At 71.3% G+C, this 16,864-nt stretch carries 15 protein-coding genes; 9 read left to right on the forward strand and 6 right to left on the reverse strand.

All coding sequences use genetic code 11. From position 1 onward, the window contains the following. Positions 1-8 precede the first annotated feature (8 nt). The 5 genes from AB0I94_RS07400 to AB0I94_RS07420 all read right to left on the reverse strand — a co-directional run bounded on the left by AB0I94_RS07400 (position 9) and on the right by AB0I94_RS07420 (position 5,348). Positions 9-800, reverse strand: a complete 792-nt coding sequence (locus AB0I94_RS07400; RefSeq protein WP_363308472.1) for an SDR family NAD(P)-dependent oxidoreductase — start codon at positions 798-800, stop codon at positions 9-11. A 17-nt stretch (positions 801-817) separates the two neighbouring features. Next, positions 818-1,492 carry a helix-turn-helix domain-containing protein gene (locus tag AB0I94_RS07405; protein ID WP_363308473.1) on the reverse strand — a complete coding sequence of 225 codons (675 nt, stop codon included), beginning with the start codon at positions 1,490-1,492 and terminating at the stop codon, positions 818-820. Positions 1,493-1,572: 80 nt separating this feature from the next. Further along, positions 1,573-2,793, reverse strand: coding sequence for a lactonase family protein (locus tag AB0I94_RS07410; protein ID WP_363308474.1), 1,221 nt, complete (start codon positions 2,791-2,793; stop codon positions 1,573-1,575). A 175-nt stretch (positions 2,794-2,968) separates the two neighbouring features. Beyond that, complete coding sequence (locus tag AB0I94_RS07415; protein WP_363308475.1) at positions 2,969-4,591, reverse strand: amidohydrolase; 1,623 nt, start codon at positions 4,589-4,591, stop codon at positions 2,969-2,971. 46 nt (positions 4,592-4,637) lie between these two features. After that, positions 4,638-5,348, reverse strand: a complete 711-nt coding sequence (locus AB0I94_RS07420; RefSeq protein ID WP_363308476.1) for a TetR family transcriptional regulator C-terminal domain-containing protein — start codon at positions 5,346-5,348, stop codon at positions 4,638-4,640. Positions 5,349-5,417: 69 nt separating this feature from the next. On the opposite strand from AB0I94_RS07420, the gene AB0I94_RS07425 reads away from it, so the two are divergent. Then, positions 5,418-6,863: a cytosine permease gene (locus AB0I94_RS07425; RefSeq protein ID WP_363308717.1), complete on the forward strand. Its 1,446-nt coding sequence runs from the start codon at positions 5,418-5,420 to the stop codon at positions 6,861-6,863. A 220-nt stretch (positions 6,864-7,083) separates the two neighbouring features. Next, positions 7,084-7,470, forward strand: a complete 387-nt coding sequence (locus AB0I94_RS07430; RefSeq protein WP_363308477.1) for an STAS domain-containing protein — start codon at positions 7,084-7,086, stop codon at positions 7,468-7,470. 120 nt (positions 7,471-7,590) lie between these two features. Here AB0I94_RS07430 and rpmF read toward each other — a convergent pair whose 3' ends face one another. Then, a complete protein-coding gene (gene rpmF, locus AB0I94_RS07435) occupies positions 7,591-7,761 on the reverse strand; it encodes a 50S ribosomal protein L32 (protein WP_363308478.1) in 171 nt (56 codons plus the stop codon). Between the two features lie 132 nt (positions 7,762-7,893). Between rpmF and AB0I94_RS07440 the strand changes: the two genes are divergently transcribed. The 7 genes from AB0I94_RS07440 to AB0I94_RS07470 all read left to right on the forward strand — a co-directional run bounded on the left by AB0I94_RS07440 (position 7,894) and on the right by AB0I94_RS07470 (position 16,861). Further along, positions 7,894-9,393, forward strand: a complete 1,500-nt coding sequence (locus AB0I94_RS07440; protein ID WP_363308479.1) for a membrane-associated oxidoreductase — start codon at positions 7,894-7,896, stop codon at positions 9,391-9,393. A 102-nt stretch (positions 9,394-9,495) separates the two neighbouring features. Then, on the forward strand, positions 9,496-10,590 hold the full coding sequence (locus AB0I94_RS07445; RefSeq protein WP_363308480.1) for a substrate-binding domain-containing protein: 1,095 nt from the start codon (positions 9,496-9,498) through the stop codon (positions 10,588-10,590). A gap of 91 nt (positions 10,591-10,681) precedes the next feature. Then, a complete protein-coding gene (locus AB0I94_RS07450) occupies positions 10,682-12,013 on the forward strand; it encodes an extracellular solute-binding protein (protein ID WP_363308481.1) in 1,332 nt (443 codons plus the stop codon). 77 nt (positions 12,014-12,090) lie between these two features. Then, entirely contained in the window at positions 12,091-13,059 is a 969-nt protein-coding gene (locus AB0I94_RS07455; protein ID WP_363308482.1) for a sugar ABC transporter permease, read from the forward strand. Further along, positions 13,056-13,919, forward strand: coding sequence for a carbohydrate ABC transporter permease (locus AB0I94_RS07460; protein WP_363308483.1), 864 nt, complete (start codon positions 13,056-13,058; stop codon positions 13,917-13,919). The genes AB0I94_RS07455 and AB0I94_RS07460 overlap by 4 nt, the downstream gene beginning before the upstream one ends. An 81-nt stretch (positions 13,920-14,000) precedes the next feature. Next, positions 14,001-14,981, forward strand: a complete 981-nt coding sequence (locus tag AB0I94_RS07465; RefSeq protein ID WP_363308718.1) for a hydroxyacid dehydrogenase — start codon at positions 14,001-14,003, stop codon at positions 14,979-14,981. After that, entirely contained in the window at positions 14,978-16,861 is a 1,884-nt protein-coding gene (locus AB0I94_RS07470) for a DUF2264 domain-containing protein (RefSeq protein ID WP_363308484.1), read from the forward strand. The genes AB0I94_RS07465 and AB0I94_RS07470 overlap by 4 nt, the downstream gene beginning before the upstream one ends. Positions 16,862-16,864: the final 3 nt, after the last annotated feature.

Raw genomic sequence — 16,864 nt, forward strand, 5'->3', positions numbered from 1 at the left:
AGGGGGAATCAGCGCGCGGTGTATGCGCCGTCCACCAGGTGATAGCTGCCGTGGATGAACGAGGCACGCTCCGAGAGCAGGAACACGATCAGCTCCGCGACCTCCTCGGAGTGACCGAGACGGCCGGCCGGGTGCAGGGAGACGAGGGCGTCGTACGCCTCCTTGTCCATGCTCTGCAGGAGCGGCGTCTCGATGAAGCCGGGGCCGACCGCGTTCACGCGGATGCCCTTCGCGGCGTACTCGGCGGCGGCGGTCTTGGTGAGGCCGACGACGCCGTGCTTGGCGGCGACGTAGGCGGGCGAGCCCGCGAAGCCCACCGAGCCGAGGATCGAGGCGACGTTCACGATGGCGCCGGCGCCCGCGGCCTCCAGGACCGGGAGTTCGTGGCGCATCGAGTAGAAGACGCCGTCGAGGTTGGTGCGTATGACGCGGTTGTAGACATCGATGTCGTACGCGCCCGTCGGCTTGCTCTCGCCGCCGATGCCCGCGTTGTTGACCGCGAGGTCGAGTCCGCCGAACGTGTCGACCGCGAACCTTACGGCGGCCTCGACCGACGCGGGCTCGGTGACGTCCACGGCGACCGCGGCGGCCTTGACGCCCTCCGCGAGGAGTTGGGCGGTGGCCTTCTCGGCGCCGTCGGCGTTGTAGTCGGCGATGACGACGTTCGCCCCGCCCGCGCCCAGGCGGCGGGCAGTGGCCAGGCCGATGCCTGAGGCGGCGCCCGTGATCAGGGCGGTCTTGCCCGCGAACTCGGTGGCGTACTCGGGGACGGAAGGGGCGGGGATGGTGGTGGTGCTCATGGTGCTCTTCGCTTTCCTCATCCGATGTGGGGGGCGGCGAGCGCCGCCTCCCCGGTCAGGACGGCGTAGGCCTGCTCCACATGTGCGGCGAGGTCTGCGTCGTGTCCGTGCCCGCCGCGTGCCCAGCCGCGCAGGGCCGCGGTCAGGACTCCGGCGGCGGCGCCGACGACGACGGCCGGGCGCTGGTCCCGGACGGGGTCGGTGCCGAGCCGGTCGGCGATGATCCGGACGGACTCGTCCTGGGCGTCGACCCGGACGCGTTCGTACGCGGCGAACAGGGCGGGCTCCGTGTCGACGAGCGCGAGCAGCGCCCGCCTGCGGGCCCGGCGGTGCGGCCCCGGAGACTCCGGGTCGGTGAGCCAGTCACGCACCGCCGCGTGGTAGGCGGCCAGCGGAGGCTCCTCGGCGGGGCGGGTGCGCAGGGCCGCGTTGATGCGGTCGCCGTCGGCGCGGGTGAAGTCGAGTGCCGCGGCCTCCTTGCCGCCGAAGTGGCGGCTGAAGGTGCGGCGCGTGACGTCGGCGCGCTCGGCGATGGCTTCCACGGTGACGGCCGCGAGGCCGTGCTCCAGGATCAGGTCGATGGCCGCGTCGGCGAGCGCCTCCCGGGTCTGCCGGGTCTTGCGCTGCCTGCGGTCCTCGACGCCCCGGTCCGTGGCCGGGGCGGCTGAGCCGGACTCCGTCGCCTTGTTCATGTCTCCGACTGTACACCCGTGATGTCCCATTGGGACACTTGTCCCGGCGGGACTCAAGGAGGACGGCTGGAGAGCGAGGCTCAGGAGGCGCAGGGGCCCTGGAGCGGCAGTGCGCACACGGCGAGCGGGGCGGAGAACGGCTCGCCCACCAGGCGTAGCCGGCCGTTCTTCGCCACCTGGAAGACGCTCACCGAGCTCGACTTCTGGTTGGCCGCGAACAGCAGACGCCCGGACGGCGAGAAGGCGATGTGCCGGGGGAAGTCTCCGCCGACGGGGACCGTGTCGAGCAGTCGCAACCGGGCACCGCCCGCTTCGATCGCGTACCGCGTGAGGCTGTTGTGCCCCCGGTTGGCGAGGAAGGCGAAGGTGCCCTCGCGCGTGACGAGCAACTGCGCCGGATAGCTGGTGCCTTCGCCCGTGCCGGTGGACTGCGGAGCACCGGGAGTCAGCCGCCCGCTCGCGGGGTCGTACGCGCAGACGACCACGGTGTTGTCGACCTCGTTCGCCAGATAGGCGAAGCGGCCCAAGGGGTGGAAGGTGAGGTGTCGCGGTCCCGCGCCCGGTCGCAAGGCGGCGTGCGAGACCTGGGCGAGCTTCCCCTTCTTCGTGTCGAGGCGGTAGCTGTAGACGGTGTCATTGCCCAGGTCGACGGCGAGGACGTGCCCGCCGTCCGGACTCGTCACGATCTGGTGGGCGTGCGGCCCCTCCTGCCCGGGGCCGGGCGGCGGGCTGGAGTGGGTGACCACGTCACTCAACTCGCCGAGGGCGCCCGACGGTTGAACCGGATGGACGGCCACGCTGCCGGAGAGGTAGTTCGCGCTGAGCAGCCAGCGACCGCTCGGGTGCACGGACAGATGGCAGGGCCCGGCACCGCCCGTGCCACGCGCGCCCAGGACCTCAGGGCCCGCGGACGAGAGCGCGATCGCGGTCACGCCGCCCTGCTCCCGCTCGTTGACGGCGTAGAGAGTCTTGCCCGAGGGGTGGAGACAGAGATAGGAGGGGTCGGGTACGCCGGTCAGTGTGCCGGCGCCGGTGATCTGTCCCGTCACTTCGTCATACGTCGCAAGGCCGAGGCCGGTTCCGCCGTCGGGCTGGTTGGTGTAGGTGCCGAGGAAGAGCCGCCGGTCCCGGCGAGGAGGCCGTACGGGAGACAGCGAGGACGCGAAGGCGGGCGCGGGCGTGGCCACGACAGCGGCGGCAGCGGTCGCGGCGGTGGCGGCGACCGCTCCGATGAATCCCCGCCGTCCCCAGGCGTGCACCTCCGGCCGGCCGTCGGATCCGGTGTTCGTCCCTGCCGCCATGTCCGCTCCTCGAGTGTCGGTGGTGACGTGTGTGGCAGACAGAGTGATGCCCGCGATCCCCACGAACAAGAGGCGCTGCCCGAGTTGCGTTCCGTGCGACGCCGTGAGGGCGGCGGTCAGCGTGCGCGTGGGCCCGCGCGGCGGCCGTGGAGGGTGCCGCGGGGGCCTGTTGTCGTCACAGGCTCGCGTCGCGGTGCGTGGGCCTGCCGTCGAGGACCGTGAGCAGGACCGGCAGGTCGGGGAGTTCGGTGGCGGCGGTGGTCAGCGGGTTGTCGGCGAGGACTGTGAGGTCGGCGCGGTGGCCGATCGTGAGCTGTCCCGCCGTGTGCTCCTCGCCTGCCGCGTAGGCGGCGTTCACCGTCATGGCTCGCAGTGACTCCAGCGCGGTGAGCGCCTGTTCGGGGCCGTGCGGGGGCTGGGTGAGGTCGCGGCTGGGGCGCCGGTGGCGGGCACCGGCCATGACACCGAGCGGCGGGTAGGGGGCGATGGGCCAGTCGGAGCCGAGGACGACCGTGGCACCGGAGTCCCACAGGTCCCGGCAGCGCCAGGCACGTGCCGCGCGCTCCTCGCCGAGGCGGCGTGACCAGTTGTCCGTGTGGTCGGCGCGGGTGAAGTCGCAGCAGTGCGTGGGCTGCATGGACGCGACGACGCCCAGCTCGGCGAACCGGCGCAGGGTGTCGTCGGGCACGGTCTCGATGTGCTCGACGCGGTGCCGGACCCCGTGGCTCCCGGTGGCGCCGGCCTTTTCGACGGCGTCGAGGACATGGCGTACGGCCGCGTCACCGATGGCGTGGGTGGCGGTGGGGACTCCGGCGCGGTGGAGCTCGCCGATGATGTGGGTGTAGACCTCGGGGTCGGGCCAGAAGGCGTGGGCGGACTCGCCGTGGCAGTCGGGGCGTTCCAGCCAGGCGGTGCCGTTGTCGATGGTCCCGTCCATGAAGAGTTTGATGCCTTCGGTCCGCCAGAGACGGCCGCCCGCGCCCTGCTGCTCGATGAGGGCGCGCAGCGCGTCGGCGTCGGTGCCGGGCTGGCAGCGCGGCGCGACCCGCACGCGCAGCGGCAGTTCACCGGCGGCGTCGAGTTCGGCGTAGAGCGTGAGGCTGTCGCCGTCCGCGTCCATGGCGTGCCCGCCGGTGAGTCCGGCGGCGGCCATGCCGCGCAGCACGGCGGCCAGGCGGGCGCGGCGTTCCGCCCGCGTGGGCCGAGGGGCGGCGCGCTCCACGAGCTCGCAGGCCGCGTCCTCCAGGAGCAGCCCGGTGGGCCTGCCCGCGTCGTCGCACACGACCTCGGCGGCTTGGGCGAAGGTGCGCGGCCCGTCGACGCCCGCGAGTTCGAGCGCACGCGGGCTGGCCAGCGTGGAATGAGCGTCGAAGAGTTGCAGGAGCGCGGGTACGCCGTCGAGGACGGGAGAGAGCGCGGCGGACTCCACGGGCCGGTCCCCGAAGACGTTCGGGTCCAGGCCCCAGCCGTGCAGCCAGGCACCGGGGGCGAGCGCTCGCACCGCGCGGGCCAGTGCCTCACGCACCTCGTCCAGGCCGGTGCAGCCCGACAGGTCGAGGCCGTGCGTCAGCTCCGCGCCCGTGACGGGGTGGAGGTGCCCGTCGACAAGGCCGGGGGTGACCACGGCCCCCTTCAGGTCGATCACCGTCGTGGAGGAGTCCGCGCGTGCGCGGATCTGCCGGTCGTCGCCCAGCGCGGAGATCCGTCCTCCGGACACGGCCAGAGCGGTCTCCTCCAGGAACCGCCCCGTGACCGGGTCGAGCAGGCGGGCGGAGAGCAGGACGAGGGAGGTGGGCACGGTGACTCCTTGAGGTGCGGTGGGTGGGCCTGTCGGCGGCGGGTGACTAGGCTCGGTCGGCCTTGTCGGTGGACGTGTCGACGGAACCGGCGTCGGTGTCGGCATCGGTATCGGAGTCGGTGTCGGCGTAGGTGAGCGTGCCGCTCGCGAGGCCCAGTTCCCGTTCCGCCGTGGTCACGGCCATCCGCGTCACCGCCTCGGGGCGTTTGCCGGCGTCGGCGTCGGCGTTCGCGTGGGCGCCGAGGCCATCGATCACGACAAGGACCTGAATGGCCGTCACTTCGGCGTCGTCCGTGCGGAATTCGCCCTGCTCGACGCCCTCGCGGATGAGACCTGCCAGGCGTCCGCGCCATGCGCCCTCCTGCTCGGCGACCCGGTCCCGCAGGACGGGGCGGTAGCGGCTGAGGTGGCGCGCGTTGATCCAGAGCCGGCTGATGTCCTCGTACGCCGGGCCCGTCGCGTGTGCGAAGAACCGCGCGAGGTGTCGCGTGGGGGACCTGTCGAACCGCTCGGCGGGCAGTAGGGCGTCGAGTTCGGCACTCGCGGCGCTGCCGAACGCCTCGGCCACCAGATCCTCCGTCGAGGGGAAGTAGTGGCTGATCAGTCCCGGACGTACGTCGAGCTCTTCGCCGATCCGGCGCAGAGTGACGCACTCGAGCCCCTCGGTCAGGGCCACGGCGGCGGCCGCTTCGACGATTTCCGCACGTCGGGCGGCCGGAGATTTCCGAATTCGCTTGCGCTGAACGCTTGACGACATGACCGCAACGCTATTGAGTGTGCGACCAATACGCAAGCAGCGGGCATGACCAGCACCCGGAGGGGCCACATGGCGTCCACGATTCCCGACCCGCACCAAGGCACCCGTGGCGCCCCCGAGGAGCCGCGACCGTCGAAGCGAGCGGCCCGCGTCGAGGCGCACGGCATCGATCCCATTCCCGAAGGAGAACGCCGCGGTCACCCCCGGGAGCTCTTCTCCGTCTGGGCGGCGGCGAACGTCAACTATCTGAGCCTGGTGGTCGGTGGCGCCCTGATCCTGATGGGCCTGACCCTGTGGCAGGCCCTGGCGGCGCTGGTCGTGGGCAACCTGTTCTGGGTGCTCACCGGGTTCCTCGCGGTGTCCGGACCGGCGGCGGGCGCGCCGAGCGAGGTGATCACCCGGGCCATGTACGGGATACGCGGCAACCGCGTGAACAACGCGGTCGTCGGCTGGATGATCTCCGTCTGCTACTTCGCCCTGAACCTCTCCGCCGCGGCGGTCGCCGCCTTCTCCCTCGTCGAGAAGACCGGCATCGAGGCGAGCACCGGCGTCAAGGTCGCGGTGATCGTGGTCATCGCCGCGCTCACCCTGACCGTCAGCGTCTTCGGCCATGCCATGATCATGAAGCTCTACCTCCCGATCACCCTGGTGCTGGCCGCGGTGTTCGCCGTCGTCGCCGTCGGAGTGATCGGGCACGCGGACTTCTCGTACGTCCCCGCCGAGCCGCTCACCGGCATCGACCTGTGGGCAACCGCCCTCGCCGGTGTCACGCTCATCGCGGCGGGCCCCCTGTCGTACACCACCAGCGCCGACTTCTCCCGCTATCTGCCCCGTACGACGTCGAAGAAGGCGATCGTGGGATGGACCGCCCTCGGCGGCTTCCTGCCCAGCACGATCGTCTGCTCGCTCGGCCTGCTCGCCGCGACCGCGGTCGACATGACCGATCCGCAGACCGCTCTCGAACAGGTTCTGCCCGACTGGTTCACGCCGTTCTTCCTGCTGGCCCTGATCCTCGGCACGATCTCCATCAACGCCTTGACGGCCTACAGCGCGGGGCTCGCCCTGCAGGCCGTCGGCCTCCGTATCCGCCGCTCGTTCAGCGTGATCATCGACGGGGTCGCCGCCGTCTGCCTGACCCTCTACGGGCTCCTGGTGTCCAATTTCCTCGACACCGTCAGCAACGTCCTCCAGCTCACCGTCATCCTGCTCGGCCCCAGCACGGCGGTCTACGCGACGGACATCCTGCTGCGCCGCAATCGCTACGACGGCCTCGCGCTGTCGGACGAAACCCCTGGTGGTCCCTACTGGTTCAGCGCCGGGGTCAACAGTGCCGGAGCGCTCGCACTCACCGCCGGCACCGCAGCGGCCGCCCTCTGCGTCAACACCCTCTACACGGGGCCGATCGCCGACGCCCTGGGCGGAGTGGATCTGGCCCTCCCCGTCGGCATGGTCGTGGCTTCGAGCGTCTACGCCCTTCTGGCCCGGCGGGCGATCGGTGCCGCGCACAGCGCGTGAAACACGGAGAGTAACGGCGGTAAAACGACCGCGAATATGCGCCGCAGCGTGGCCGGGGATGCCCCTCGGAGGTATGAACTGGCTCTGAGCGGGCAAGATGTAGGTGCCATTCGCGGTGCCGCCCCAGACCCCGGCGGCGTCGGGCGCCGGCCTCAGGGCCTCGCCGCTCGCGTTGTCGTAACTCTTCGTATGCGGGGTGTAGTGAATTGGGGGGTGGACCATGGGCACGCCCGACCCGGGCTTTGGGCTGCACCACCGTGTGGTCGACGGATCGATCGTTCTGACGTTCCGAGGCGAACTGGACGCCTGGGCCGATCAGGAACTCTCGCCGCACATAGCGGAGTTACTGGACCGGCCAGGCGCAGACGTGGTGGTGGACCTGCGGCAGGTCACGTTCCTGGACGCCGGCGGCCTGCGGCTGTTGGTACGCATCAAACGCCGGACCGTCGCGAAGCGGCGCACTCTGCGGCTGGTCCGCAGCAGTCCACGCGTCTGGCGAGTGCTGCGCATCACCCGCCTCGACCGCAGCTTCTCCGTCCTGGACGCCATGCCCGCGAACCTCGACACGCCAGAGGGCCAAGCGGGAGACCTGGAGAGGCCGGCCTGAGCCTGGAGAGGCCGGCCTGAGCGGGAAACCTCGCCCGGCGCGCGGGCGAGGGGTGGGCCGCGTGGCGGTTGTGGGTCTACTGATGTGAGACGGACGAGCCCCGCGCCCGTGCGGGGGCGCTCATCCCTCGGGACGCAGCAGCCCGCGCGCGTACGCCTTCGCCAGCCGCTGGGGCACCAGATAGGCGGAGCCGTCGATGGTGACCGGCACGAGCTGCGGGGTGGTGGCCTTCCACTGCGCGCGGCGGTGACGGGTGTTGCTGCGGGACATCTTCCGCTTGGGTACGGCCATGGGTTCAGATCCTCTCTCGGCGGTGCGACGCCGAGGCTACATGAAAATGGGTCCCATTTCGAAGTGGATGCCGGTCTGGCAGAGGCAAACCGTGGTTGACAGCCCGAACGCGCTCGCGACAGCATCCCGTTGATGGAGATCACCGACGTGACACCGGCTGAGGTCCGCGTCTGGCAGGCCTTCGCGCTCGGCGACGGAGTCGACTTCCGCGAGAGCCCCGACGACAACCCCCGGACCGGTGGCTCCTGGGGGCCCGAACGGACCGTGCGCGCCGAGGTGTTGCGCGCGCTGCTGCTCAACGGCCCGACGCGGGACGGCGAAATAGCGGGCCTGAAGCTGACGGGCGCACGCATCACCGGGCAGCTCGACCTCAGGTACGGCACGGTCGAGCATCCCCTGCGCCTGCGGTCCTGCTACTTCGAGGACACACCGGATCTCTACGGGGCCCAGGTGCGCACCCTGGTGCTGAGCGACTCCGTGCTTCCGGGGCTGTCGGCGGCAACGCTCCGGGTGGATCTGGTCCTGCGGATCACCTGCTGCCGGATAACGGGCCCCGTGCGGCTCGCGGGCGCGCAGATCGCTGGCGCCTTCTTCGCCAACGGCGCGGAGCTGGGCACCCCGCCCGCTCCCGACGAGCCGCCCGCACCGGACCCCGCGGCGGCGGCCGAAGCGGTGCTGCAGCTGAACCACGCGGACATCGGCACCGACGTATGGGCCGTAGGCCTGGTGGCCCATGGCCAGATCCGGCTGAACGGCGCCACCGTGGGAGGCCAGGTCAACCTCGACGACGCCGAACTGAGCGCACCCGGCGAAATCGCCCTGCACGCCGAGACGTTGTCGGTCGGCACCGACCTGCGGGCCAAACGGCTGCGCCTCCACGGCACGCTCAACCTGAGCGGCGCCAGAATCCCACGCCACGCCAATCTCGCCTACGCCCGCCTCTCCCAGCCCGGCGGATCAGCGCTACGCGCCAGCAGCTGCGTCATCGGCGAGCTGTGGCTGCGCGAAGCCGCTCCGATCCAGGGCACCGTGAACCTGCGCCGCTCCCAGCTCGACCTGCTGCACGTCCCTCCGGAGGTGTGGCCGGGCCAGGTCAAGCTCGATGGCCTCGTGTACCAGAGGCTCGCCCCGCACCTGCCCGCCGAGCTGCGGCTTCCGCTCCTGGAGCGCGAGGCGGGCGGCTATCTCCCGCAGGGCTACGAGCAGTTGACCGCCGCGTACCGCACGGTGGGCGACGAGGCGGCCGCCCGCACCGTGCAGCTGGCCAAGCTCCGCCGCCACCGGCGCACCCTGCCCCCGTACGCCAGGGTCTGGGGGTATCTCCAGGACGTGACGGTGGGCTATGGGTTCCGGCCGATGCGGGCGGCCGGATGGCTGCTGGTCCTGCTGCTCACCGGAGCGCTCGCCTTCGCCCTGCACCATCCGCCCGCCCTGAAATCCGGCGAGGCCCCGGACTTCAACCCCGTCTTCTACACCCTCGACCTGCTCCTGCCGATCATCGGCTTCGGTCAGGAGCAGGCCTTCGCGCCGGACGGCTGGTATCAGTGGCTCTCGTACGTGCTGGTCGCCACGGGCTGGGTCCTGGTCACCACGGTCGCGGCCGGCATCACGCGCTCGCTCAGCCGCCAGTGACGAACATCGCCGACCTGGACACAGACGAGCCGACGATCGATATCCTCCAGCGAAACGCTCAAACGAACACCTGATGGGTACGGAGCGAGGGGGGTCGGCAGCATGCGGGAGCCGAGGGATGTCAGGCGGCAGCGGATACTCGCGGTCGTGTCGTCGCGTGGCGAGGCGCGGCTGAGTGATCTCGCCGACGACCTGGAGGTCTCGGTGATCACTGTGCGCCGGGATGTCGAGGACCTGGCGCAGGAGGGCAAGCTGCGGCGCGGGCACGGCGTGGCGCGGTCCGTCGGTCCCGTCGAGCGTGGCGCCGCACCCGCCGAACCCGTGGCGAGCGGCGGGGCCGTGGCGCTGATGGTGCCGGAGCGGCACACCTACCTGTACGAGACGATGCACGGCGCCCGAGGTGTCCTGAGCGAGGCGGGCATCCGGGTCGCCCTGCACATCGCTCCGCAGGTGGAGGGCGCCGAACGGCCCCTGATCGAGCGGGTGTTGACCGAGGACGTACGGGGTCTGCTCATCGCCCCGCGGTGGCGCACCCGGGCCGAGGAGGAGGCGGACTACGCCTGGCTCGCCGCTTGCGGCGTGCCCACCGTCCTGATGGAGCGGCGGCCGGGCGCGGGCAGTGCGCTGCACGCCATGGACTCGGTCTGCACCGACCACTGGTACGGCATCCACCTCGCCGTCGACCATCTCGTGCGGCTCGGGCACCGGCGGATCGTCCTGGCAGCGCGCGACGACAGCCCGACGGCGCGCGCCCTGCGTGCGGCCTTCGCCGAGATCGCCGCCTCCAGGACCGAGGTCGAGGACTGGAGCGTCATGCTCAGCGCCGAAGGCGCGGGACCCGGCCGGGCGCGCGAGCCGCTGGACCTCGCGGCGCGGCTGCGCGAGAGCGGGGCGAGCGCCGCCGTGCTGCACGGCGACGTCGACGCCCTGATGCTCGTGCAACAGCTCATGGACCGTGGGGTGCGGGTGCCGCAGGACTGCTCGGTGGTGGCGTACGACGATGTGGTGGCCGCGCTCGGCAGCACTCCGCTGACCGCGGTGTCGCCACCGAAGCACGAGGTGGGACGCACGGCGGCCGGACTTCTGCTGCGCAGGCTCGACGAGTTGGCGGGGACCGGCGCCGGGCCGACGCAACGCGTGGAGCTCCTGCCCGAGCTCAAGGTTCGGGGATCCACCACGAACATCGGGATCGTTTGACCGCTTCAGTTTCTTTTGATCGGTCTATTGACCGGCACCGTTCACGCGATCAGGATTCCCGTGTCCCGAACAAGAGCCGCGGGAGGCACCCATGCCTGGTCGACCGAGCCGCCGGTCCCTGCTCGCCGTGACAGCCGCAGTTCCCATGGCAGGCGCGCTGAGCGCCTGTTCGGGCAGCACGGGCCGTACGTCGAGCAGCAAGGGCGGCACCACACGCATCACCTTCTGGTCCGCACTGCGCGGAAGCCAGGAAGTGGTCGACGCGTTCAACAAGACCCACGACCGCATCCAGGTCGAGTTCCAGCAGATCCCGTCCGGCGCCATGGGCGGATACGCCAAGCTCAGCAACGCCGCCCGGGCGGGCAACGCCCCGGACGTCGCCACCCTCGAATACCCCCAGGTCCCCGGCTTCGCCATCGACGGCGTCGCCCGGGACATCACCTCGCTCGTCAGCGACCGGCTGCGGGCCAAGCTGCTGCCGCAGGCCCTTGGCCTCACCACCTTCGAGAAGCGGGTCTTCTCGGTGCCGCTCGACGTGGAGCCGATGGTGCTGCACTACCGCTCCGACCTGTTCGACCGGTACGGCATCGAAGTCCCGCGCACCTGGGACGAGTTCGGCCAGGCCGCCCGCGCGGTGCGTGACAAGGCGCGCGACCGGCGCATCGCGGTCTTCCCCACCGACGGCGGAACCCAGTTCGCCGCGTGGGCGTGGCAGGCGGGCGCCCAGTGGTTCGACACCCGTGAGGGCGCCTGGAACGTCTCCCTGACGGACCGCCCGACACGGAAGGTCGCGGCGTACTGGCAGCGGCTCATCGACGAGGAGCTCCTCTTCGTCAACGCCACCGAGAGCAGGCACCACGACTCCCAGCTCGGGGAGGGCCTGGTCCTGGCCCGGCTCAGCGGCGCCTGGGACGCGGGCGCGCAGATGAACGCCAGGCCCGGACAGAAGGGCCAGTGGACCGTCGCCCCGCTCCCGCAGTGGGACCCCGGGAATCCTGTCGTCGGCACCCACGGCGGATCCACGTTCGCCGTCACCAAGGACTGCCGGCACCCCGAGGCCGCCATGGAGTTCATCGAGTGGCAGGTCTCGCACCCCGACGCCCTGCGCGCCCGCCTCTCCAGCGGCACCAGCAGCCAGTACCCGGCCGTCCCCGACCTCGTCCCCGTGGGCCGCGCCGCCTTCGACCGCGCCTACTACTCGGGCCAGGACATCTACCGCCTCTTCGAGGAACAGGCTCAGACGATCCGCGACGGCTGGGTGTGGGGGCCGCGGATGACCGCCACCCAGAAGGTGATGCAGGACGGCTTCGCCCGCGCCGGCGGCGGCAAGGGCTCCCTGCTCGACGCCGTCCGGGCGGCGCACGACGGCACGATGCCGGACCTCAAGGCCCTCGGCCTCGCCACCACCGAGCACAGCACATGAGCGGCCCGAACGGCCCCGGCGCGATACAAGCCGACGTACGCACCGACGAGCACCAGCAGAAAGGCAGGTGACCCCCGATGACCACGACCGCGCCCCCGGCCCGCGCCCCCCGCGCCGCTGAAGCCGTCCCCGACCATCGCGCCCGCACGCGTGCGCGACGCGGTGAACACCTGGCGTGCGGCGTCCTGATGACCCCCTTCCTGATCCTGTTGGTGGCGGTCTTCCTGATCCCCGTCGGCACCGCGGTCTGGCTGAGCTTCTTCAGCGACGACCAGCCGGGCCTCGGCTTCGGCCCGGAACGCACCGTCTTCGTGGGCCTGCGCAGCTACACGGCCGTCCTCACCGACCCGACCTTCCTCGGCAGCCTCGGCCTGGTCGCCCTCTACTGCCTGATCTACATCCCGCTGATGGTGGCCGGGGCCCTCGGTCTCGCCCTGCTGCTCGACTCGGGCGTCGTACGGCTGCGCGCCTGGGCTCAGTTGGGGCTCTTCCTGCCGCACGCGGTACCGGGCATCATCGCGGCGCTCATCTGGCTCTACCTCTACACGCCGGGTCTCAGCCCGGTCGTCGACGTGCTCTCCAAGGGCGACATCCACATCGACTTCCTCGGCGTGAACACCGTGCTCCCGTCGATCGTGAACATCGCCCTGTGGAGCAACCTCGGCTACAACATGGTCATCTTCTACGCCGCCCTGCAGGCCGTGCCCCGCGAAGTGATCGAGGCCGCCGTGGTCGACGGCGCGGGACCGGTGCGCACCGCACTCCAGGTCAAGGCACCTCTGGTGCGCTCCTCGATCGTCATGGTCGCCATGTTCACCCTGATCTGGGCGATGCAGCTGTTCACCGAACCGATGCTGCTCAGCCAGTCGTCCCCGATGATCAACTCGCGCTTCTCGCCCAGCATGTACATCTACGACGCGGCCTTCACCCGCAACAACTACGGTCTCGCCGCCGCCGCTTCGGTGATCCTGCTCCTGTGCACGGTCGCCCTTTCCTACGGCGTCACCCGCTGGACCAACCGCTCCCAGAAGGAGGCCGCACGATGAGCGCCGACACCCTCACCGCGCACCGCCCCCGCCTCCTGGGCCGCGCCGTCGTGAACACCGTGGTCGGCATCGCGGTGCTCTACACGCTGCTGCCCGTCCTGTGGCTGGTGCTCGCCGCCTCCAAGAACCGCGACGCGCTGTTCAGCAGCAACTTCTTCTCGCTGGCCGACTTCTCCTTCGTACAGAACCTGGGCGACCTGTTCGCGATGGACGGCGGCCTCTACGGCCGCTGGTACACCAACAGCCTCCTGTACGCCGTCCTCGGCGCCGCGATCAGCGCCCTGGTGAGCGTCGCCTGTGGCTACGCCTTCGACAAATACCGCTTCCGGCACAAGGAGAAGGCCTTCGGCCTGGTGCTCGCCGCGGTGATGGTGCCGCAGACGGTGCTCGCGCTGCCGCTGTATCTGATGGCCTCCGCCACGGGTGTCGTCGACACCTTCTGGGCGGTGTTCATCCCGGTCCTCTTCAACCCGTTCGGCGTCTACCTGGGGCGGATCTTCAGCCAGGGATACGTGCCCGACGAGGTCCTCGAAGCGGCGCGGGTGGACGGTGCGGGGGAGCTCACCACCTATGTGCGCGTCTCCCTGCGGATGCTGGGCCCCGGCCTGGTCACGGTGTTCCTCTTCCAGCTCACCGCCATCTGGAACAACTTCTTCCTGCCGATGGTGATGCTCTCGGACGAGAAGCTTTACCCGGTCAGCCTCGGCCTCTACACCTGGAACAGCTCGGCCACCGTCTCACCCGAGTACTACCCCGTGGTGATCATCGGCTCACTGCTCGCGGTGCTGCCGCTGATCCTCGCCTTCATTCTGCTGCAACGCTTCTGGAAGTCGGGTCTCACCGCGGGCTCGGTCAAGTGAGGCAGTGACCCCGGTCAAGTGAGTCATGTGAAAGGGAAACTGTTGAAGAACGGCAGCCACCGTCCGCGTACCGCGCTCGCCATGGCCCGGGACGCGGCGCAGGCCGTGCTCGGCCCCGACGCCCTGGCCGCACTCGGCCGCGTCAGCGATCTGGTGCCGGACACCGTCCTGGACGACTTCACCACGGAGCGGGCACGCACCGTGCTGCGGGACGTGGAGGTCCTGGTCACCGGCTGGGGCTGTCCGCCGCTGGACGCCGCTGCGCTGGCGGCCGCGCCCCGGCTGCGGGCCGTCGTCCACACCGCGGGGTCGGTACGCGGCCACATCACTCCCGAGTGCTGGGACCGCGGCATCGAGGTGTCATCGGCCGCCGCTGCCAATGCCCTGCCCGTCGCCGAGTACACCGTCGCCATGATCCTGCTCAGCGGTAAACGCGTCATGGAGCGGGCACGGGAGTTCAAGGCCACCCGGCGCCGCGACGCATGGCTCGGCCTGTCGCACGGCGTGGGCAACTACGGCCGTACGGTCGGCATCCTCTCCGCCTCGATGATCGGCCGCCGCGTCATCGAACTGCTGGGCCCCTACGACCTGCGGGTCCTGCTGCACGACCCGTACGTCAGTGACGAGGAGGCCCTGGCGCTCGGCGTACGGCCGGTCGGCCTCCAGGAGTTGTTCGCGAGCAGCGATGTCGTCAGCGTGCACACACCGCTGCTGCCCACGACCCGCGGCCTCGTCGGCCCCGAGCTGATCTCCGCGATGCGTCACGAGGCGGTGCTCATCAACACGGCCCGCGGCGCCGTCCTGGACCAGGCCGCCCTCACCGAAGCCGCGCTGGCCGGCCGCGTGCGCGCCGTCCTCGATGTCACCGACCCCGAAGTCCTGCCGCACGACCACCCGTTGTGGGAGTGCGACAACGTCATGATCACCCCACACCTCGCGGGCTCGCAGGGCAACGAGTGGGGGCGTCTCGCCGATCTCGCCGTCGCCGAGCTCGGTCGCTGGGCCGCGGGCGACGGTTTCGCCCATGCCGTACGACGCGAAAGGCTGGCCTACCTCGCATGAGCATCCCCGCACTGCCCGAAGAGAACCGGGAGTTGAGCCCTCACACCGGATACACGCGCGAGCACTGGGAGGCAGCCGCCGACGGTCTCCTGAGCGCCGCCTGGAAGTGGGCGACCCCACGCGGCGCCCTGCTCGACCTGCCGGGTCGGCCCTCCGTGTCCGGCGTACGGTCGGACGGCCTCGAGGGATACGCCCGCACCCTCCTGGCCGCCGCGTTCCGCGTGGCGGGCGCCGAGGGCAAGGACCCGCACGGCTGGCTCGACCGGTATGCGGAGGGCCTCGCGGCGGGCACCCGCACGCCGGGCCGCGACGACGCCGAGTCCTGGCCGGTGATCCTCGACCACCACGTCCAGGGCCAGCCGATGGTCGAGTCGGCGTCCGTCGCCCTCGGTCTGCGGCTGACCCGCCCCTGGCTGTGGGACCGGCTCGACTCGGACGTACAGGACCGGACGGAGCAGTGGCTGCGCGGCGCGATACGTCACGTCCCCGCGCCCAACAACTGGTACCTCTTCCCCTACACCGTGGCCGGGTTCCTGGAGTCCGTGGGCCGCGGCGACGCGGAGACGGCAAGGGCGCGTGAGCGGGCGCTCGGGCTCCTGGAGACGTGGCACCGCGGCCAGGGCTGGTACGCCGACGGTGACGGCCGCGCCTTCGACCACTACAACGGCTGGGCACTGCACCTGTACCCGACGCTCGACGCCCAACTCGCCAGGGACACCGGACAGTTGGAGCGGCATGGCGCCCGTCTCCACGAGCACCTGGAGAGCTTCGGTCTCCTCTTCGGTGCCGACGGCGCCCCGATCCACTTCGGCCGTTCCCTGACCTACCGCTTCGCCGCGGGCGCGTCCGTGGCCCTCGGCGCGCTCACCGGTCACACGCCCCTGACCCCCGGCACATCGCGCCGCATCCTCAGCGGATCGTTGCGCTACTTCCTCGACCGGGGCTCCGTCGGCGCCGACGGACTGCTCAGCCTCGGCTGGCACGGCCCCCACGACGCGACGCTCCAGCCCTACTCCGGTCCCGCGTCGCCGTACTGGGCGTCGAAGGCGTTCGTCGGCCTCCTCGCACCGGCCGGCCACCCCCTGTGGACCGCCACGGAGGAACCCGCGCCCAGCGAGCTCCGCGACACGGTCCTCGCGCTGCCCGCGCCCGGACTCCTCGTGCAGAGCACCCGCGCCGACGGGATCGTACGGCTGCACAACCACGGCAGCGACCACGCCCGCCCGCACGAGGCCGAGTCAGCGGCTCACGAGGACCCGCTCTACGCCCGCCAGGCCTACTCCACGCGGACAGGACCCACGACGCGCGGCAACACCCCGGACAACCACGTCGCGGTGGAGGTGGCGGGAGCACGCAGCGCGCGCTGCCGCATCCACCCGCTGGGCGCCGGTCAGGGCGACGGCTGGGGCTGGGCCGCTTCCCGGCACACCCCCGCCTTCGTGAGCGGTCCGCCCATGGTGCCGGGACTGCGCGTGGAGAGCGTCACCGTGGCCAAGGGGCGGTACGAACTGCGCGTGCACCGCGTCGTCGGCGCACCGCGCGGCGCCCGCGTCACCCACACGGGCTGGGCGACAGGCCCCGAGGAGCTCTTGCTGTCCGCGCTGCACCCCTTGCACGGCTGGAGCGGCCAGGACGAACAACGCGCGCCCCAGGGCACGGCTTTCACCCGGTGGGCCCGTATGCCGCGGCTCACGGCCGAAGCGGAAGGTACGGCCGTGTACGCGGCGCTGGCCACGCTCTGCGCGGAACCGGAACCCGCGCCCTTGGCGGACGCGGCCACCGTGGAGAGCGTGACGGAGGACGCCGTCGAGGTGCGATGGGCGGAGGACGACTCCGTTACTCGGATCGCCTTCGAACCGCTGCGGGTGGAGCACGGCTGAAAC

Source organism: Streptomyces sp. NPDC050147 (genome assembly GCF_040660195.1).
GTDB lineage: Bacteria > Actinomycetota > Actinomycetes > Streptomycetales > Streptomycetaceae > Streptomyces.

Bases quoted from the DNA above. Each gene is read 5' to 3' on its own strand.
- AB0I94_RS07400 (WP_363308472.1), bottom strand. From the start codon at position 800: ATGAGCACCACCACCATCCCCGCCCCTTCCGTCCCCGAGTACGCCACC.
- AB0I94_RS07405 (WP_363308473.1), bottom strand. From the start codon at position 1,492: ATGAACAAGGCGACGGAGTCCGGCTCAGCCGCCCCGGCCACGGACCGG.
- AB0I94_RS07410 (WP_363308474.1), bottom strand. From the start codon at position 2,793: ATGGCGGCAGGGACGAACACCGGATCCGACGGCCGGCCGGAGGTGCAC.
- AB0I94_RS07420 (WP_363308476.1), bottom strand. From the start codon at position 5,348: ATGTCGTCAAGCGTTCAGCGCAAGCGAATTCGGAAATCTCCGGCCGCC.
- AB0I94_RS07425 (WP_363308717.1), top strand. From the start codon at position 5,418: ATGGCGTCCACGATTCCCGACCCGCACCAAGGCACCCGTGGCGCCCCC.
- AB0I94_RS07430 (WP_363308477.1), top strand. From the start codon at position 7,084: ATGGGCACGCCCGACCCGGGCTTTGGGCTGCACCACCGTGTGGTCGAC.
- rpmF (WP_363308478.1), bottom strand. From the start codon at position 7,761: ATGGCCGTACCCAAGCGGAAGATGTCCCGCAGCAACACCCGTCACCGC.
- AB0I94_RS07440 (WP_363308479.1), top strand. From the start codon at position 7,894: ATGGAGATCACCGACGTGACACCGGCTGAGGTCCGCGTCTGGCAGGCC.
- AB0I94_RS07445 (WP_363308480.1), top strand. From the start codon at position 9,496: ATGCGGGAGCCGAGGGATGTCAGGCGGCAGCGGATACTCGCGGTCGTG.
- AB0I94_RS07450 (WP_363308481.1), top strand. From the start codon at position 10,682: ATGCCTGGTCGACCGAGCCGCCGGTCCCTGCTCGCCGTGACAGCCGCA.
- AB0I94_RS07455 (WP_363308482.1), top strand. From the start codon at position 12,091: ATGACCACGACCGCGCCCCCGGCCCGCGCCCCCCGCGCCGCTGAAGCC.
- AB0I94_RS07460 (WP_363308483.1), top strand. From the start codon at position 13,056: ATGAGCGCCGACACCCTCACCGCGCACCGCCCCCGCCTCCTGGGCCGC.
- AB0I94_RS07465 (WP_363308718.1), top strand. From the start codon at position 14,001: ATGGCCCGGGACGCGGCGCAGGCCGTGCTCGGCCCCGACGCCCTGGCC.
- AB0I94_RS07470 (WP_363308484.1), top strand. From the start codon at position 14,978: ATGAGCATCCCCGCACTGCCCGAAGAGAACCGGGAGTTGAGCCCTCAC.